The organism is Serratia sp. OS31, from assembly GCF_014164835.1.
Taxonomy (GTDB): domain Bacteria; phylum Pseudomonadota; class Gammaproteobacteria; order Enterobacterales; family Enterobacteriaceae; genus Serratia; species Serratia liquefaciens_A.
This window is the reverse complement of the sequence record NZ_JACJFQ010000030.1, coordinates 21482-38714: the sequence shown is the minus strand read 5'-3', so window position 1 is coordinate 38714 and position 17233 is coordinate 21482. Positions and strand designations below refer to the sequence as shown.

At 56.5% G+C, this 17233-nt stretch carries 17 protein-coding genes; 13 read left to right on the top strand and 4 right to left on the bottom strand.

Features of this window, described 5'->3' with window-relative positions; genetic code table 11:
- Window positions 1-132: 132 nt before the first annotated feature.
- The 3 genes from H5P17_RS20835 to H5P17_RS20825 are packed head-to-tail and all read left to right on the top strand — an operon-like array spanning window position 133 to window position 1972.
- Window positions 133-747 carry a methylthioribulose 1-phosphate dehydratase gene (locus tag H5P17_RS20835; protein ID WP_182824963.1) on the top strand — a complete coding sequence of 205 codons (615 nt, stop codon included), beginning with the start codon at window positions 133-135 and terminating at the stop codon, window positions 745-747.
- Complete coding sequence (gene mtnC, locus H5P17_RS20830) at window positions 744-1433, top strand: acireductone synthase (protein WP_182824961.1); 690 nt, start codon at window positions 744-746, stop codon at window positions 1431-1433. Before H5P17_RS20835 ends, mtnC begins: the two co-directional genes overlap by 4 nt.
- Window positions 1430-1972 carry an acireductone dioxygenase gene (locus tag H5P17_RS20825; RefSeq protein ID WP_182824959.1) on the top strand — a complete coding sequence of 181 codons (543 nt, stop codon included), beginning with the start codon at window positions 1430-1432 and terminating at the stop codon, window positions 1970-1972. The genes mtnC and H5P17_RS20825 overlap by 4 nt, the downstream gene beginning before the upstream one ends.
- Window positions 1973-1985: 13 nt before the next feature.
- On the opposite strand, the gene mtnA is transcribed toward H5P17_RS20825, so the two are convergent.
- Window positions 1986-3014 (bottom strand): S-methyl-5-thioribose-1-phosphate isomerase, encoded by a 1029-nt coding sequence (mtnA, locus tag H5P17_RS20820; RefSeq protein ID WP_182824957.1) that lies wholly within the window; start codon window positions 3012-3014, stop codon window positions 1986-1988.
- A gap of 144 nt (window positions 3015-3158) precedes the next feature.
- On the opposite strand from mtnA, the gene mtnK reads away from it, so the two are divergent.
- The gene (mtnK, locus tag H5P17_RS20815) at window positions 3159-4358 is read left to right on the top strand and encodes an S-methyl-5-thioribose kinase (RefSeq protein ID WP_182824955.1); all 1200 of its coding nucleotides are present in this window, start codon (window positions 3159-3161) and stop codon (window positions 4356-4358) included.
- Window positions 4359-4446: 88 nt separating this feature from the next.
- On the opposite strand, the gene H5P17_RS20810 is transcribed toward mtnK, so the two are convergent.
- The gene (locus tag H5P17_RS20810; protein ID WP_048759719.1) at window positions 4447-4599 is read right to left on the bottom strand and encodes a Hok/Gef family protein; all 153 of its coding nucleotides are present in this window, start codon (window positions 4597-4599) and stop codon (window positions 4447-4449) included.
- A gap of 288 nt (window positions 4600-4887) precedes the next feature.
- Complete coding sequence (fadE, locus tag H5P17_RS20805) at window positions 4888-7344, bottom strand: acyl-CoA dehydrogenase FadE (protein WP_182824953.1); 2457 nt, start codon at window positions 7342-7344, stop codon at window positions 4888-4890.
- Window positions 7345-7589: 245 nt separating this feature from the next.
- On the opposite strand from fadE, the gene lpcA reads away from it, so the two are divergent.
- Window positions 7590-8171, top strand: a complete 582-nt coding sequence (gene lpcA / locus H5P17_RS20800; RefSeq protein WP_004949058.1) for a D-sedoheptulose 7-phosphate isomerase — start codon at window positions 7590-7592, stop codon at window positions 8169-8171.
- A 97-nt stretch (window positions 8172-8268) separates the two neighbouring features.
- Window positions 8269-9075, top strand: coding sequence for a class II glutamine amidotransferase (locus H5P17_RS20795; RefSeq protein WP_044548487.1), 807 nt, complete (start codon window positions 8269-8271; stop codon window positions 9073-9075).
- Here H5P17_RS20795 and dpaA read toward each other — a convergent pair.
- The gene (dpaA, locus tag H5P17_RS20790; protein WP_044548489.1) at window positions 9007-9777 is read right to left on the bottom strand and encodes a peptidoglycan meso-diaminopimelic acid protein amidase; all 771 of its coding nucleotides are present in this window, start codon (window positions 9775-9777) and stop codon (window positions 9007-9009) included. The two genes, H5P17_RS20795 and dpaA, sit on opposite strands and share 69 nt — an antisense overlap.
- Window positions 9778-10356: 579 nt before the next feature.
- Between dpaA and H5P17_RS20785 the strand changes: the two genes are divergently transcribed.
- The 7 genes from H5P17_RS20785 to H5P17_RS20755 are packed head-to-tail and all read left to right on the top strand — an operon-like array spanning window position 10357 to window position 17231.
- Complete coding sequence (locus tag H5P17_RS20785; RefSeq protein WP_182824951.1) at window positions 10357-11706, top strand: Na(+)-translocating NADH-quinone reductase subunit A; 1350 nt, start codon at window positions 10357-10359, stop codon at window positions 11704-11706.
- 3 nt (window positions 11707-11709) lie between these two features.
- Window positions 11710-12951 carry an NADH:ubiquinone reductase (Na(+)-transporting) subunit B gene (locus H5P17_RS20780; RefSeq protein ID WP_182824949.1) on the top strand — a complete coding sequence of 414 codons (1242 nt, stop codon included), beginning with the start codon at window positions 11710-11712 and terminating at the stop codon, window positions 12949-12951.
- Window positions 12941-13735, top strand: coding sequence for a Na(+)-translocating NADH-quinone reductase subunit C (locus tag H5P17_RS20775; RefSeq protein ID WP_182824947.1), 795 nt, complete (start codon window positions 12941-12943; stop codon window positions 13733-13735). The genes H5P17_RS20780 and H5P17_RS20775 overlap by 11 nt, the downstream gene beginning before the upstream one ends.
- Window positions 13728-14357: an NADH:ubiquinone reductase (Na(+)-transporting) subunit D gene (locus tag H5P17_RS20770; RefSeq protein ID WP_020825369.1), complete on the top strand. Its 630-nt coding sequence runs from the start codon at window positions 13728-13730 to the stop codon at window positions 14355-14357. Before H5P17_RS20775 ends, H5P17_RS20770 begins: the two co-directional genes overlap by 8 nt.
- 6 nt (window positions 14358-14363) lie before the next feature.
- Window positions 14364-14960 carry an NADH:ubiquinone reductase (Na(+)-transporting) subunit E gene (gene nqrE, locus H5P17_RS20765; RefSeq protein WP_012005400.1) on the top strand — a complete coding sequence of 199 codons (597 nt, stop codon included), beginning with the start codon at window positions 14364-14366 and terminating at the stop codon, window positions 14958-14960.
- Window positions 14961-14975: 15 nt separating this feature from the next.
- Window positions 14976-16199: an NADH:ubiquinone reductase (Na(+)-transporting) subunit F gene (gene nqrF / locus H5P17_RS20760; RefSeq protein WP_044548498.1), complete on the top strand. Its 1224-nt coding sequence runs from the start codon at window positions 14976-14978 to the stop codon at window positions 16197-16199.
- A complete protein-coding gene (locus H5P17_RS20755; protein WP_182824945.1) occupies window positions 16200-17231 on the top strand; it encodes an FAD:protein FMN transferase in 1032 nt (343 codons plus the stop codon).
- The last annotated feature ends 2 nt before the right edge of the window (window positions 17232-17233 follow it).

Sequence of the window (17233 nt, the reverse complement as noted above, 5' to 3'; positions counted from 1 at the left end):
CCGTCAATATAACACGATGTTAGTATTTGGCAATCAAGACGCTTAGATGGCTAAATGAAGAAAAAATCTAATCATTAATCAAATCATTCTAAGCTTCACCTGCTGAACGACCTTACTGACCGGGAAACGATAATGACCGAAAATCCGCAACTTACAGCGCTGTTGTCTGCCTGTCACTGGGTTGGCGAAAAGGGCTGGTGCCCGGCGACCGGCGGCAACATGTCGCTGCGTCTTGATGACCGGCACTGTCTGGTGACCGAGTCCGGCAAGGATAAAGGCAGCCTGAGCGAATCGGATTTCCTGCTGGTGGAAACGGCTACCAACCATGTGCCGAGCGGCCGCACGCCCTCGGCGGAAACCGGCCTGCATACCCTGATTTACCGGCTGTATCCGCAGATTGGCGCGGTGTTGCATACGCATTCGGTGAATGCGACAGTGTTGTCACGCGTTGAATCCAGTGAGCGTTTGGTGTTGCAGGGTTATGAGATGCAAAAATCTCTCGCCGGGCAGAGCTCTCATCTGGATACCGTAACGATCCCCATTTTCGACAACGATCAGGACATCCCGCGCTTGGCCGCGCGCGTCGCGGCCTATGCCGAAGTGACGCCATTGCAGTACGGTTTTCTGGTGCGGGGTCACGGCCTGTATTGCTGGGGCCGCCAGGTTGCGGAGGCTCGCCGTCACCTTGAAGGGCTGGAATTCCTGTTCCAGTGCGAACTGCAACGCCGTTTACTGGAGGCAAAATGATCCGCGCCATCATCACTGACATTGAAGGTACCACCAGCGATATCCGCTTTGTTCATCAGGTGCTGTTTCCCTATGCGCGTGAACGTTTGGCCCCGTTTATCCGTCAGCACCAGGCAGAGGCTGAGGTGGCTGCGCCGCTGGCTGCCCTGCGACATGAGATTGACCAACCGCAGGCGGATATTGAGCAGCTTATTGCCGCGCTCTACCGTTTTATGGACGAAGATCGCAAATCCACCGCGCTGAAGGCACTGCAAGGCATCATCTGGCGCAGCGGCTACCACAACGGTGATTTCCGCGGGCATTTATACCCTGAAGTGGCCGGGCAACTGAGCGCCTGGCAGCAGCAGGGACTGAAGCTATACGTTTACTCTTCCGGCTCGGTGGAAGCGCAGAAACTGCTGTTCGGCAACAGTGATGCCGGCGATCTGCAGCCATTGTTCAGCGGGTATTTCGATACCCACGTCGGGGCCAAGCGTGAAACCGCCTCGTACCGCAATATTGCCAATGAAATCGGTATCGCCGCCGACGAGCTGCTGTTCCTTTCCGATATTCACCAAGAGCTGGACGCCGCGCGAGCCGCCGGTTGGCACACCTGTCAGCTGATCCGCGACGAGGCCGATGCGCAGAGCCGGCACCCGCAGGTTAACCGTTTTGATCATATCGATTTAGGGGAGTTTGCCTCATGAGTGGATTGACGATTTTCAGCGATAAAGAGCCGCAGCAGCCGCTATGGCAAAGCCGCGATGCCGAAGCTATTCAGCAGCAACTGGCACAAATCGGCGTGCGTTTTGAACGCTGGCGGGCCGATCGTGAACTGGGCGACAACCCGGAGCCGGCGGCGGTGATTGCCGCCTACCAGCATGAAATTGACCGTCTGGTGGCGGAAAAAGGCTACCAGAGTTGGGATGTGATCAGCATGCGTCCGGACAACGCCCAGCGCGAAGTGCTGCGCGAGAAGTTTCTTTCCGAACACACCCATGGTGAAGATGAAGTGCGGTTCTTTGTCGAAGGCGCGGGGCTGTTTTGTCTGCATCTGAACGGCAAGATCTACCAGATCCTGTGCGAGAAGAACGATCTGATTTCCGTGCCGGCAGACACTCGCCATTGGTTTGACATGGGATCGGCGCCGAATTTCACGGCGATCCGCGTGTTCGATAACCCGGAAGGCTGGGTGGCACATTTCACCGGCGATAACATCGCCGATGCTTATCCGCGTCTCAACTGATAGTGCGCGGGCGTTAGCCTAACGCCCGCTGGAAAATCCCATCATTGACCTGCTGTGGCGAAATCACGCCGCTGTCAAATACCCAACCGCTGATAAGCTTCGCCGGCGTGACGTCAAACGCCGGGTTGTAAACCGGCGCACCGGTTGGTGCCCATTGGCATGAGCCAAAACTGCCCGACACGCCGGTCACCTCAGTTGCGGCGCGCTGCTCGATAGGGATGGCTGCGCCGTTCGGACAGTGGGGATCGTGCGTTGTATGCGGGGCGGCGACGTAGAATGGGATGTTGTGGTAGTGCGCCAGGACCGCCAGGCTGTAGGTGCCAACTTTATTGGCGACGTCACCGTTGGCGGCGATGCGATCGGCACCCACCCAGACGGCGTCGATCTGGCCCTGCGCCATCAGGCTGGCGGCCATAGCGTCGCAAATCAACCGATAAGGAATACCCAACTCGCCCAGCTCCCAGGCGGTCAAACGGCCACCCTGCAGCAGCGGTCGTGTTTCATCCACCCACACCTGTTGCACTTTTCCCTGCTGATGGGCGCGCAACAGCACGCCGATGGCGGTACCGATGCCGGCGGTGGCTAACCCACCGGTGTTGCAATGGGTCAACAGACGACTGCCGGGTTTGACCAGTTCGGCCCCGTGGTCGGCAATGCGATCGCACAATTTGCGGTCTTCTTCCACTAACCGCAAGGCTTCTTCCACCATTGCCGGCACCCAGTGCGGTTGCGCCAGCGCGAGCTTCATGCGGTCCAGATTGTTCATCAGATTGACCGCCGTCGGCCTTGAAGCACGCAGAGTGATCAGCGCTTGCTCAAGCTGTTCACGCGGTAGCCCACGTTCTGCCAACAGGGCCAACAGCAGGCTGGCGGACAGGCCGATCAGCGGTGCACCCCGCACCCGCAAGCTGTGAATATGATCAACCAGCTCCTCTACGCTGTCGCAGGTTCGCCACTGTTTTTCCTGCGGCAAAGCCTGCTGATCGAGGATCCAAAGTCGGTTGTCACTCAGGGTCAAACTGGTGGTGTTAAGCGCTTGCATCGGCGGTTAATTCCTTGTTGCGTAGTTATTGCATCTGGAAAGCTATTCTGCCAACATGACTTCCAGATGTATAGACGTCCAAATGCTTTTACGTCTAAAAAATAATAATCGTTGTGTCAGAGAGACAGGAAAAAGGGGTTGGGAATGTCGCAATATCGTACGTTTACTGCTGCCGATGCCGTTGAGTATGCTCGCCAATACGGGCAGTTAGCCGATCCGCAGGCGCTGGTGAGCGCTGACGAGATTGGTGACGGCAATCTGAACCTGGTGTTCAAGATCCGCGATCGCGAGGGCGTGAGCAGGGTGATCGTTAAACAGGCGCTGCCGTACGTACGCTGCGTGGGCGAATCCTGGCCGCTGACCCTGGATCGGGCGCGAATTGAAGCGGAAACCCTGTTGATCCACGGCGGTTTTTGCCCAAGGCATACGGTAAAAGTATTGCATCACGATCCCGAGCTGGCGGTGATGGTGCAGGAAGATCTTTCCGACCACCATATCTGGCGCAGTGAATTGCTCAAGGGCCACTATTACCCTCTGGCGGCCGGGCAACTGGCAGAGTATTTGGCACAGACCCTGTTTCATACCTCCGATTTTTATCAGACGGCACAGGCGAAAAAAGCCGAAGTCAGCCGCTTCACCAACCCAGAACTGTGTCAGATCACCGAAGATCTTTTCTTTACCGATCCCTATATCGATCATGAGCGTAATCAGTTTGATCCTGCGCTGTTGCCCCAGGTGCTAGAGCTGCGTGACGATTCAGCGTTGAAGCTGGCGGTGGCAGGACTGAAACACCGCTTTTTGAGCAAGGCGGAAGCGTTGCTGCACGGCGACATCCACAGCGGCTCAATCTTTGTTGCGGAAGGCAAGTTGAAGGCGATAGACGCCGAGTTTGGTTTCTATGGCCCGATCGGGTTTGACGTCGGCAGCGCCTTGGGCAATCTGTTGCTGAACTACTGCGGCCTGCCGGGGCTGTTAGGGCCGCGTGACGCCGCCGCCGGGCGAGAACAACGCCTGCAGGATGTGCGCGAACTCTGGCTGATTTTTGCCGATCGCTTCCTGGCGCTGTGTCACCAATACACTCGTGAGCTGGCGCTGGCGGTGCCGGGTTACGCCGAGCAGTTCCTGCAGCAGGTGTGGGCGGATGCAGTAGGTTACTGTGGCAGCGAACTGATTCGCCGCACTATTGGTCTGGCACACGTTGCCGATCTGGACAGTATTAACGATGCCGATATGCGAGCAGAATGCCAGCGCCACGCATTGAGTCTGGGCCGCGCGCTGATCGTTAATGCGTCGCAGATCGAACATATCGATGCGCTGCTGGCGCGGATCCGCCAAAATGGCTAGCAACCTGACGGATACGGTGAGGAAGGGTGCTCATGGATCTGTCGTAACAACCAACAGGCGGGAGCAATGCCCCCGCCGTTGGGTTGCCTTACCGTTCGGGTTCGTAAGCCAAAATGGCTGCAACCTCCGTGTCCCCCAGTTTGATGCGCAATTCACACAGTGAACCGCGAGTGATCCACATCAACGCGACAAGCGTTATGCAGATAATCATCAGCCTAAGAACGACCCGTTCCTGCTGCATTTTTGACCTCCTTATCCTTGCCTTCCGGCGGGTAAGAGGCTAACCTGACGTTGTTGAGACGTTCAGAGTGGCCTCGGGTTGATGTATCGACTCGGGGCCTTTCTCTTTCTATCCTCGACTAAATTGAAGCTCCGGACAGAAAGATCCAGAGCACCCACCGGCAGTCTATCTGATTATTCCCAGGGTTAAATTAGCCGTTCTGTTAACGTTGCGAACGGCTGCGCATTTCTCAGTGGAAATAAAAAAGGGGCGATGATTATCGCCCCTGGGTATATGTGTTTATTGCCGTTACGCGGCTTCGGTATGCTTCTGGCGCTTATCCTGCTTTAGCGGCTTTTCCGGCTTGCTGGCCGCCAGCGCATCCGGCTCGAAATCATCCACGTTGATGGAACGCAGACGGCTCTCTTCGGCTTTCACCAGGATCTTCGCTTCATCGGCGCTGATTTTGCCTTCTTCCAGCGCCCGCTGTGCCAAACGATCCAGTCGGGTGAATGGCAGGTTTTTACCACTCTCCTTGCACAGACGCAGATGAATGGGCTCAGCGGCAATCACGTCCGCCAATGCGGCTTCCAACAGGCCTACCGGGTTATGCTCGCTCGGCGTCAGATACTGACCGCGCCCCAGACGGCTGCGGGTGGCAGACGGCTGTTGGAGGATCTTGGCCAATTGGTGATCCAGACGGTCAGAAGGTGCAGTATGCACGCGGCCGAACGGGAAGATCAAGAAGCGCATCGCACCGGCGATAAAGCGGTTCGGGAAGTTGCGCAGCAGATCGTCCAACGCTTGTTCCGCCTGGTGCAGACTGTCCTGCACGCCCCAGTGAACCAGCGGTAAATCTTCTTTCTGGCGGCCTTCGTCTTCAAAACGCTTCAGCGTAGCGGAAGCCAGGTACATTTGGCTGAGAATATCCCCCAGACGCGCTGAGATACGCTCGCGGCGCTTCAGGCTGCCGCCCAGCACCCCCATGGAAACGTCCGACAGCAGCGCCAGGTTAGCGCTCAGGCGGTTCAACTGCTGATAATAACGGCGAGTCGCGTCTTTGGTTGGTGTGCCACTGGTACGGCCGTTGGTCAGGCCCAGCCAGAAGCTGCGCACCTTGTTGCTGCCCACGTGGCCCAGATGGCCGAACAGCGATTTATCGAAGGCGTTCAGGTCGTTATTTTGCGCTGCCGCCATTTCATCCAGTACATAAGGATGGCAACGGATAGCGCCCTGACCGAAGATCATCATGGTGCGGGTCAGGATATTCGCGCCTTCCACCGTGATGGCGATAGGCGCACCCTGATAGGCACGGGCCAGGAAGTTGGATTTGCCCAGCATGATGCCTTTACCGCCGGCAATATCCATTGCATCGATGATTGCCTGCTGGCCTCTGTGGGTACAGTGGTATTTCACGATGGCCGACAGCACCGCCGGTTTCTCGCCCAGCATCAGGCCGCTGGTGATAAGCGTAGCCGCGGCATCCATCACATAGGTGTTACCGGCGATACGTGCCAGTGGCTCTTCGATGCCTTCCATCTTGCCGATCGAGATTTTGAACTGACGGCGGATATGGGCGTAAGCGCCAATGCCCAACGCCATGGATTTCACGCTACCGGTGGAGTTTGAAGGCAGGGTGATGCCGCGGCCTACCGATAGGCATTCAACCAGCATACGCCAGCCCTGACCGGCCATTTTTGGTCCGCCAATGATGTAATCGATAGGCACGAACACGTCGTTGCCGCGGGTAGGGCCGTTTTGGAACGGCACGTTCAGCGGGAAGTGACGGTTACCGATTTCAACGCCTGGAGTGCTGGTTGGGATCAGCGCACAGGTGATGCCCGGCGATTCGTTATTGCCCAGCAGGTGGTTCGGGTCATAAAGTTTGAACGCCAGGCCCAGCACGGTCGCCACCGGTGCCAGCGTGATGTAGCGCTTGTTCCAGGTCAGGCGCATGCCCAACACCTGTTCGCCTTGCCACTCACCCATGCAGACGGTACCGACGTCCGGAATAGCGCCGGCATCGGAACCCGCTTCCGGGCTGGTCAGGGCGAAGCAAGGGATCTCGTCGCCGCGCGCCAGGCCCGGCAGATAATGATTTTTCTGCTCGTCAGTCCCGTAATGCTGCAGCAGTTCGCCCGGGCCGAGGGAGTTCGGTACGCCGACGGTGATCGCCAGGATACCGGAAACGCCAGCCAGTTTTTGCAGCACGCGCGCCTGAGCATAAGGAGAAAAGTCCAGGCCGCCGTACTCTTTCTTGATGATCATCGCGAAGAAGCGGTGTTCTTTCAGGTATGCCCACAGTTCCGGCGGCAAATCGGCCAGTTCGTGGGTGATCTGGAAGTCGTTGGCCATGCGGCAAGCTTCTTCCACCGGGCCGTCAATAAACGCCTGCTCTTCGGCGGTCAGCTGCGGTTTCGGGTAATTATGCAGCTTGTTCCAGTCCGGCGTCCCGCGGAACAGATCGCCTTCCCACCAGGTGGTACCGGCTTCGATCGCTTCCTTTTCGGTGGTGGACATCGGGGGCATCACCTTGCGGAACGCACGCAGCGCCGGTGCAGACAGCATCGAACGGCGCAGTGACGTGATGTTCAGCGGCAGCAGAATAATCGCCAGCGGCAGCAGCATCCAGAAGGTCCAAAGACCGATGGCGCCCATGGCCGCGGTGTATGCCAGAAGGATAAGGCTACTGAGGGTGAGGTTCACTCGGTGATAGAACACCACACCAATGAGTGCCAGTAAAACAACAATACTAAGAACCATCATAAGAAGCTCCAAAGTGGCAAGAGGTCTGACCTGTTGTGTGTATGTAATAGGTTTTAGTACAAGCCCATATTTTTATCAATGCATTTACAGTTTAATTACAACTTAAGTCACAATCTGACCGCACCAATCATCAAAAACTTCAGCGGCACCTCAACGAAGGCGCTGTTTGACTCAGAGTGCTTCTCGGTTTTTCCCCGATCCGGTACACTGCGGGGCGGAAGATTGACGATAACAAGAGGTTCCTCATGTACCACGACCTTATTCGCAGTGAACTGAACGAAGCGGCCGATACCCTGGCGAAATTTATCAATGACGATGCCAATATCGACGCCATTCAACGCGCGGCAGTGCTGCTGGCCGACTCCTTCAAAGCTGGCGGGAAAGTCATTTCCTGCGGTAACGGTGGTTCCCACTGTGACGCCATGCACTTTGCCGAAGAGCTGACCGGCCGCTACCGTGAAAACCGTCCGGGTTATCCGGCGATTGCCATTTCCGATGTCAGCCACCTGTCTTGCGTCAGCAACGACTTCGGCTACGAGTATGTGTTTTCGCGCTATGTGGAAGCGGTAGGCCGCGAAGGCGACGTACTGCTGGGCATTTCCACCTCAGGTAACTCCGGCAATATCATTAAAGCTATTGAAGCGGCACGTGCCAAAGGGATGAAAGTGATCACCCTGACCGGTAAAGACGGCGGCAAAATGGCCGGCTCCGCAGACGTGGAAATTCGCGTACCGCACTTCGGTTACGCCGACCGTATTCAGGAAATTCATATCAAAGCGATCCACATCTTGATTCAGCTGATCGAAAAAGAGATGGTTAAGGCTTAACGGCTTTAGGGGGCGTACAGCCCCCGCTAATATTGCATTGGGGGGCGGGTGCCGCGCTCCAATAGACGGCGTCAGGGTGGTTAAGGAGTGGCAAGCGATGTGTGAACTGCTCGGGATGAGCGCAAACGTACCGACCGATATTTGCTTTAGCTTTACCGGGCTGGTTCAGCGCGGTGGCCGTACCGGGCCACATAAAGATGGTTGGGGCATTACCTTCTATGAAGGGAACGGTTGCCGCACGTTTAAAGATCCCCAGCCGAGTTTCGACTCGCCGATCGCCCGTCTGGTGCAAGAATATCCAATTAAGTCCTGCGCGGTGGTGTCGCATATCCGCCAGGCCAATCGCGGTGAAGTGGCGCTGGAAAATACCCACCCCTTTACCCGTGAGCTGTGGGGCCGTAACTGGACCTACGCGCACAATGGCCAATTGAAAGGCTATCGCCAGTTGGAAACCGGCAACTTCCGCCCGGTCGGCCAGACCGACAGCGAATATGCTTTCTGCTGGTTGCTGCACCAGCTTTCCCTGAAGTACCCACGGACTCCGAGCCGTTGGCCGCCAGTATTCCGCTATATCGCGCTGTTGGCAGATCAACTGCGCCAGAAAGGGGTCTTCAACATGCTGCTGTCGGACGGGCGCTTTGTGATGGCGTACTGTTCCACCAATTTGTATTGGATCACGCGTCGCGCGCCATTTGGCAAAGCTACGCTGCTCGATCAGGACGTGGAAATTGATTTCCAGCAGCAGACCACACCCAATGATGTGGTCACGGTGATTGCCACCCAACCGCTGACGGCGAATGAAACCTGGCACAAGATTGCACCAGGTGAATTCGCGTTATTTCACTTCGGTGAGCGGCTTGGACTGGGCGAAGGGATTGGTGCTGACGGCGGGAGCCGAGGTTGACGCATACTGCGTCATCTGGCTGCTGCTCATCAACGGTTGGCCCAGCACGTACTGACCGTTGGATACCCCTACCATTGGAGGTTGATGGTTTTTGACGAAATAGTCATAACCCGGCTTCAACTGGCGCCAAAAGGCGATGTAGTTAGACGAGCTGTGCCGCTTGAGGTTCTGCTCGGTCATGCGGAAAGGATAGATACTGATATCAATCCGGCTCTGACCATAAGCGAACGCAGCTTCGACATAACGGTAAATCTCATCCATATAGGTGTTGGTCATTGCGTAACACCCAATTGATTTACATTCACCGTGGATCATCAGATAAGCGCCAGAATACCCCTGGGATTTATCGTAATCATTAGGGAAGCCGATATTTATTGCCCGATAATACTTACTGTCGGGTTTTAGATGGCGCGAGTCGACGCTATAAAAGCCTTCCGGACTTTTAAAGTCACCTTCACGGCGTTTTGGGCCGAGGCCGCCGGAGAAATTGCAGATGGGGAAAGAGTTCACCAGGCGGAATTCGTTGCCCATTTTGGCATACAACTCCAGCGTGCGTTCCTCTTTGAATATCTGAATATAAACCGGTGAACCCACTAATTGCTGCTTAACGACCGGTGCCTCGGGAACCTGCTCGCTGGCGCTGCAGGCCGTGATCATCGGCATAGAAAAAAGCATCGCAAACAACAACGCGATTTTGCTCATTATTATTCCTGCTTATATTTATCTGCTGGCTCAATGTAGACATGGCCAACATGCCACTGATTATTGTTTTACGGTGTTAAAACACCGTCAGATTACCAGCGTGTTCTTTTTTAGCAATATGCGATGTGTATAAAAAAACTACAAACTTCGATAAAAGTGAATCGACAGGCAGATTTTAACGATTGGTGGTGTAAAACAGCGGAAATTTAATTGCGTTTGCTTGACTCAGGTCACTGCCCAGCGCAGAAAAATGTTGTGAAAAATGTTAATATCCCGGCTCGAATTAATCTGCTGTTACGTCCGCAGAATGGGGTGTTGAGCTTACCTCTCGGTGGCATTGAATCTCCCCTGCGGCAACAAAGTATTAACAGCGTTTTTAGCGCGCAAAAAATGGATCCAGGAGTTAATCAACGGAATGTTCGCGACCCCATTTTGCCCGTGCGAAAGATTTCATGTTGAGCGTGATGCCGTTGCGCTTAACCCAGAGGCTGCTGATGCAGTCTCATCATCCAGGCATCGTCAGCACCAGCCTCTGGGGCCGGTAAGACGTGTGAAACTAACCAACATCGTATAAATCTTATGATTAAAATCAGAAAAGGGTTAGATCTGCCCATTGCCGGAACCCCGGTTCAGGCAATTCATGACGGCCCAATCATTCAGCATGTCGCCCTGCTTGGGGAAGAATACGTCGGAATGCGCCCGTCCATGCTGGTGCAGGAAGGCGATAGCGTTAAAAAAGGCCAGGCGCTGTTCGAAGATAAAAAGACCCCTGGGGTATTCTTCACTGCGCCAGCCAGCGGCCGCATCGTAGCCATCAACCGTGGTGAACGGCGCGTCTTGCAGTCGGTGGTGATCGCCATCGAAAATGGCGGTGACGAACAGCTGGAGTTTGCCCATTACCCGATGGCGGAACTGGCCATGTTGCCGCGCGAGCAGGTCGAAAGCGAACTGATCGCCAGCGGCCTGTGGACCGCGCTGCGCACCCGCCCCTTCAGCAAAACCCCGGCACCGGGGACAACGCCGCGTGCGATCTTCGTTACCGCCATGGACAGCCAACCGCTGGCTGCCGATCCGTTGGTGATCATTACCGAACAACTGGCGGCATTCAACGCCGGGTTGTCGGTATTGGCACGTTTGACCGACGGTAAAGTCCACGTCTGTCACGCTCCAGGTGCGAACCTGGGCAAGCAGCCGGATGCGCAGGTAACCTATAACGAGTTCGTCGGCCCGCATCCTGCCGGGTTGGTGGGCACCCATATCCACTTCCTCGAACCGGTCAGTTTGAAAAAAACCGTCTGGCATATCGGTTATCAGGACGTGATCGCTATAGGGACGTTGTTCACTACCGGCAAGCTCGATACCGATCGGGTGGTGGCGCTGGCCGGCCCACAGGTGGAACAGCCGCAGCTGCTGCGTACCCGCCTGGGCGCCAGCCTCGATGAACTGACCGCCGGCCGTCTTAAAGCCGGTGAAAACCGGGTGATTTCCGGCTCGGTGCTGAGCGGTACCCACGTCGCCGGCCCGAACGCCTATCTTGGTCGTTTCCACTCGCAGGTTTCCGTGCTGGAAGAAGGGCGCGATAAACAGCTGTTCGGTTGGATCGCGCCGTCGCCGGATAAATTCTCCATCACCCGCACCACGCTGGGCCATTTCCTGAAAAACAAGCTGTTCGCCTTCTCGACCACCACCCACGGTGGCGAACGCGCCATGGTACCGATTGGCAACTATGAGCGGGTGATGCCGCTGGACATCCTGCCGACGCTGCTGCTGCGTGACCTGCTGGCGGGCGACAGCGACAGTGCACAGGCGCTGGGCTGTCTGGAACTGGATGAAGAAGATCTGGCGCTTTGCACCTTCGTTTGCCCCGGCAAGTATGAATACGCTCCGGTGCTGCGCGACGTGCTGACCAAGATTGAGCAGGAAGGATAACCGATGGGCCTGAAGAACTTTTTTGACAAGATCGAGCATCACTTCACTCCTGGCGGCAAGCTGGAAAAGTGGTACCCGCTGTTTGAAGCCACGACGACGGTGTTTTACACCCCGGGTCTGGTGACTCGCGGCGCTTCGCACGTGCGCGACGCCATCGATCTGAAACGCATGATGATCCTGGTATGGCTGGCCGTTTTCCCGGCGATGTTCTGGGGCATGTACAACGTTGGCCAGCAGGCCATTCCGGCGCTGCACCATCTTTACAGCGGCGATCAGCTGCAACAGGTATTGGCGGGCGACTGGCACTACCGGCTGGCGCAATGGTTGGGGGCTTCTCTGACGGCGGATGCAGGCTGGGTCAGCAAAATGGTGCTGGGTGCCTGCTATTTCCTGCCGATATACGCCGTGGTGTTTCTGGTTGGCGGATTTTGGGAAGTGCTGTTCGCTATCATTCGCAAGCACGAGATTAACGAAGGCTTCTTCGTCACCTCGATCCTGTTTGCGCTGATTGTGCCGCCCACGCTGCCGCTGTGGCAGGCCGCGCTGGGGATCAGCTTCGGCGTGGTGGTAGCGAAAGAAATTTTCGGCGGCACCGGGCGCAACTTCCTTAACCCGGCATTGGCGGGGCGCGCTTTCCTGTTCTTCGCATACCCGGCGCAGATTTCCGGTGACCTGGTGTGGACCTCTGCCGACGGTTTCTCCGGCGCGACGCCGCTGGCGCAATGGAGCGCGGGTGGGGCGCATAGCCTGAGCAACGTCGCTACCGGTCAGTCAATCAGCTGGATGGACGCGTTCCTCGGCAACATTCCCGGTTCCGTCGGTGAAGTTTCCACGCTGATGATCCTGCTTGGCGGGGCGATAATCCTGTTCGGCCGTGTGGCATCCTGGCGCATCGTCGCCGGCGTGATGCTGGGCATGATGGCCACTGCCTTCCTGTTTAATTCCATCGGTTCTACCACCAACCCGCTGTTCGCCATGCCGTGGTACTGGCACCTGGTGTTAGGTGGCTTCGCCTTCGGCATGATCTTTATGGCCACCGATCCGGTTTCCGCCTCGTTCACCAATAAGGGGAAATGGTGGTACGGCATCCTGATTGGCGTGATGTGCGTGCTGATCCGGGTGGTCAACCCGGCCTATCCGGAAGGCATGATGCTGGCGATCCTGTTCGCCAACCTGTTCGCGCCGCTGTTCGATTACCTGGTGGTGCAGGCCAACATCAAGCGGAGAAAAGCCCGTGGCGAATGAATCTAAAAACGACAGCATCGGTAAAACGCTGCTGGTGGTACTGCTGTTGTGTCTGGTGTGTTCTGTGGTAGTGGCGGGTTCCGCCGTCGGCCTGAAGTCCAAACAGCAGGAACAAAAGCTGCTCGACAAGCAGCGCAATATCCTCGATGTGGCCGGCCTGTTGCAACCGAAAATGGAGGGCGAGCAGGTCAAAACGCTGTTCACCCAACGCATCGAACCCCGGTTACTGGATTTAAACAGCGGTGAGTTTGTTACCGGCAAGGCGGCGGCGTTTGACCTGGCTGCGGCATTGCGTGACGACAGCAAAAGCGCGGCGTTGCCGGCGGCTGACGATCCGGCGGGTATCAAACGCCGCAGTAACCAGGCGGAAATCTATCTGGTACGTGACAACAGTGGCGCGGTGAACAAAATCGTGTTGCCGGTTTACGGTACGGGCCTGTGGTCAATGATGTACGCTTTTGTTGCGCTGGATAATGACGGTAACACGGTGAAAGGCATTACGTACTACCAGCAAGGGGAAACTCCGGGTCTGGGAGGGGAAGTAGAGAATGCCAGCTGGCGTCAGCAGTGGATCGGTAAAAAGCTGTTTGACGATAACGGGCAACCGGCGATCCGCGTAGTGAAAGGCGGAGCGCGTCAGGGAGATGAACACGGGGTGGACGGCTTGTCCGGTGCCACGCTGACCTCCAACGGCGTGCAGCATACTTTTGACTTCTGGTTGGGCGAGCACGGCTTTGGCCCGTTCCTGAAAAAAGTTCGTGAAGGAGCGCTGAAAAATGGCTGATTCCAAAGAGATTAAACGGGTCCTTTTAGGGCCTCTGTTCGACAACAACCCGATCGCCCTGCAGGTGTTGGGCGTCTGCTCCGCGCTGGCGGTGACCACCAAGCTGGAAACGGCGGTGGTGATGACCATCGCGGTGACGCTGGTCACGGCGTTCTCCAGCTTCTTTATTTCGTTGATCCGTCACCATATTCCGAACAGCGTGCGCATCATCGTCCAGATGGCGATTATCGCCTCGCTGGTGATCGTGGTCGATCAGCTGTTGCGTGCCTATGCGTTCGAGATTTCCAAGCAGCTGTCGGTGTTCGTTGGCCTGATCATCACCAACTGTATCGTGATGGGGCGCGCCGAAGCTTATGCCATGAAGTCACCGCCCATCGAGAGTTTCATGGACGGTATCGGCAATGGGCTGGGGTACGGGGTGATCCTGGTGCTGGTTGGCTTCCTGCGTGAGCTGTTCGGTTCTGGCAAGCTGTTTGGCATTCCGGTGCTGGAAACGGTACAGAACGGCGGTTGGTATCAGCCAAACGGCTTGTTCCTGCTGGCGCCGAGCGCGTTCTTTATCATCGGCCTGCTGATTTGGGCGCTCCGCACCCTGAAACCAGCGCAGATCGAAAAGGAGTAATGGCCGATGGAACATTATATCAGCCTGTTTGTACGCGCAGTGTTCGTAGAGAACATGGCGTTGGCGTTCTTCCTGGGGATGTGTACCTTCCTGGCGGTCTCGAAGAAGGTCTCGACCGCCTTTGGTTTGGGGATTGCGGTTACCCTGGTGCTCGGCATTTCGGTGCCGGTGAACAACCTGGTCTACAACCTGATCCTGCGTGATGGCGCACTGGTGGAAGGCGTTGATCTGAGCTTCCTCAACTTCATCACCTTTATCGGCGTGATTGCTGCGCTGGTGCAGATTCTGGAGATGATCCTCGATCGCTTCTTCCCGTCGCTGTACAACGCACTCGGCATTTTCCTGCCGTTGATCACCGTGAACTGCGCCATCTTCGGCGGCGTGTCCTTCATGGTGCAACGTGACTACAACTTCGCCGAATCGGTGGTGTACGGCTTCGGTTCCGGCACCGGTTGGATGTTGGCGATAGTCGCGATGGCGGGGATCCGCGAAAAACTCAAGTATGCCAATGTCCCCGCAGGGTTGCGCGGCCTGGGCATTACCTTTATCACCACCGGGCTGATGGCGTTGGGCTTTATGTCCTTCTCCGGTGTTCAGTTGTAAAGGCGGGAAGAATTTATGGAAATTATTTTAGGCGTCGCGATGTTTACCGCCATCGTTATGGTGCTGGTACTGCTGATCCTGTTCGCTAAATCTAAGCTGGTGAACACCGGTGACATAGCGGTGGAAGTGAACGGCGATTTGGACAAAAGCTTCACCGCTCCGGCGGGCGACAAGCTGCTGAATATGCTCTCCAGCCAGGGGATCTTCGTGTCGTCCGCCTGTGGCGGCGGCGGTTCCTGCGGGCAATGTCGGGTGGTGATCAAAGAGGGCGGCGGCGATATCCTGCCGACTGAACTGTCGCACATCAACAAGCGTGAAGCGAAAGAGGGTTGCCGCCTGGCCTGTCAGGTGAACGTGAAGCAAAACCTGAAAATCGAGCTGCCGGAAGAAATCTTTGGCGTGAAGAAGTGGGAGTGCGAAGTTATCTCCAACGATAACAAAGCCACCTTTATCAAAGAGCTGAAGCTGAAAATTCCTGACGGTGAGGACGTGCCGTTCCGTGCCGGTGGGTTTATCCAGATCGAAGCGCCGGCGCACGACATCAGCTATGCCGATTTTGACGTGCCGGAGGAGTACCGCGGCGACTGGGACAAATTCAACCTGTTCCGCTATCGCTCAGTGGTGAATGACACCACGGTACGCGCCTATTCCATGGCGAACTATCCGGATGAAAAGGGCATTATCATGCTCAACGTGCGTATCGCTACGCCACCGCCGCGCGATCCTGACGTGCCGCCGGGCATTATGTCTTCCTATATCTGGTCGTTGAAGGCCGGTGACAAGGTGACCATCTCCGGACCGTTCGGCGAGTTCTTCGCCAAGGACACCGACGCTGAAATGATCTTTATCGGCGGTGGTGCCGGCATGGCGCCGATGCGTTCACACATCTTTGACCAGCTTAATCGCCTGAAGTCCAAGCGCAAAATCACCTTCTGGTACGGTGCGCGTTCGCTGCGTGAGATGTTCTACGAGGACGATTTCAACCGGTTGCAGGAAGAGAATGAAAACTTTACCTGGCACGTGGCGCTTTCCGACCCGCAGCCAGAGGATAACTGGACGGGTTACACCGGCTTTATCCATAATGTTCTGCTGGAAAACTATCTGCGGAACCACCCGGCACCGGAAGACTGCGAATTCTACATGTGCGGTCCGCCAATGATGAACGCCGCGGTGATCAAGATGCTGAAAGATCTGGGCGTCGAAGACGAAAACATCATGCTGGATGACTTTGGTGGCTAAATGCGCGTAGGGGCAATGAAGGGCTGGATGACGACGGTGGTGGTGAGCGCCACCCTGTTATTGACCGGTTGCGGGCCGGAGCAGGTGAATCTCGAGGGTAAAACCATGGGGACCTCCTATTCGATCCGCTACGTCACCGGTGACGACACGCCGTCCGCCGCCAAGATACAGGCGGAGATCGACAAGCGGCTGGAGTTGGTGAATGACCAAATGTCCACCTACCGGCCGGGATCGGAACTGAGCCGCTTCAACGCCAGTCGCACAGTGGATAAACCCTTCCCGGTGTCGGCGGCCACGGCCGAGGTGGTGCTGGAGGCGCTGCGTATCAACCGCGTTACCGACGGCGCGCTGGACGTGACCGTCGGGCCGCTGGTTAACCTGTGGGGCTTCGGGCCGGAAGGGCGGCCGGACAAGGTGCCGAGCGCCGCCGTACTGGAACAGCGCCGCGCCTGGACCGGTATCGATAAGCTGTCGGTACAGGGCAACGCGTTGGTCAAACGCATTCCGGAGCTGTATGTCGATCTGTCCTCGATCGCCAAGGGGTACGGGGTGGATGTGATTGCCCAGTACCTGCAGTCGCAGCAGGTGAAAAACTATATGGTCGATATTGGCGGCGAGGTGCGCACTCGCGGCCACAACGGTGAGAAAAAACCATGGCGCATCGCCATTGAGCGGCCGACCGCCGGCATGGAGCAGAAAGCGCAATTGGTGATCCAGCCCGGTGAGATGTCGATAGCCACCTCGGGAGATTACCGTAACTATTTCGAACAGGACGGCGTGCGTTATTCGCATACCATAGATCCGATCACCGGCCGCCCGATCCATCACCATCTGGTGTCGGTCACGGTGTTGAGCCCAACCTGTATGGCTGCAGACGGTTTGTCGACCGGATTAAACGTACTGGGGCCGGAACGCGGCATGGCATTGGCGAACCTGATGGGGATCCCGGTGTTCATGATTGTGAAAACCGCCGCCGGTTTTGAAGAACGCTACTCTGAGGCGTTTAAACCCTATTTGAACAAGCACTCGTGAGG

Coding starts and splice junctions, on each gene's coding strand:
- H5P17_RS20835 (WP_182824963.1), top strand. CDS start 133: ATGACCGAAAATCCGCAACTTACAGCGCTGTTGTCTGCCTGTCACTGG.
- mtnC (WP_182824961.1), top strand. CDS start 744: ATGATCCGCGCCATCATCACTGACATTGAAGGTACCACCAGCGATATC.
- H5P17_RS20825 (WP_182824959.1), top strand. CDS start 1,430: ATGAGTGGATTGACGATTTTCAGCGATAAAGAGCCGCAGCAGCCGCTA.
- mtnA (WP_182824957.1), bottom strand. CDS start 3,014: ATGCAAGCGCTTAACACCACCAGTTTGACCCTGAGTGACAACCGACTT.
- mtnK (WP_182824955.1), top strand. CDS start 3,159: ATGTCGCAATATCGTACGTTTACTGCTGCCGATGCCGTTGAGTATGCT.
- H5P17_RS20810 (WP_048759719.1), bottom strand. CDS start 4,599: ATGCAGCAGGAACGGGTCGTTCTTAGGCTGATGATTATCTGCATAACG.
- fadE (WP_182824953.1), bottom strand. CDS start 7,344: ATGATGGTTCTTAGTATTGTTGTTTTACTGGCACTCATTGGTGTGGTG.
- lpcA (WP_004949058.1), top strand. CDS start 7,590: ATGTACCACGACCTTATTCGCAGTGAACTGAACGAAGCGGCCGATACC.
- H5P17_RS20795 (WP_044548487.1), top strand. CDS start 8,269: ATGTGTGAACTGCTCGGGATGAGCGCAAACGTACCGACCGATATTTGC.
- dpaA (WP_044548489.1), bottom strand. CDS start 9,777: ATGAGCAAAATCGCGTTGTTGTTTGCGATGCTTTTTTCTATGCCGATG.
- H5P17_RS20785 (WP_182824951.1), top strand. CDS start 10,357: ATGATTAAAATCAGAAAAGGGTTAGATCTGCCCATTGCCGGAACCCCG.
- H5P17_RS20780 (WP_182824949.1), top strand. CDS start 11,710: ATGGGCCTGAAGAACTTTTTTGACAAGATCGAGCATCACTTCACTCCT.
- H5P17_RS20770 (WP_020825369.1), top strand. CDS start 13,728: ATGGCTGATTCCAAAGAGATTAAACGGGTCCTTTTAGGGCCTCTGTTC.
- nqrE (WP_012005400.1), top strand. CDS start 14,364: ATGGAACATTATATCAGCCTGTTTGTACGCGCAGTGTTCGTAGAGAAC.
- nqrF (WP_044548498.1), top strand. CDS start 14,976: ATGGAAATTATTTTAGGCGTCGCGATGTTTACCGCCATCGTTATGGTG.
- H5P17_RS20755 (WP_182824945.1), top strand. CDS start 16,200: ATGCGCGTAGGGGCAATGAAGGGCTGGATGACGACGGTGGTGGTGAGC.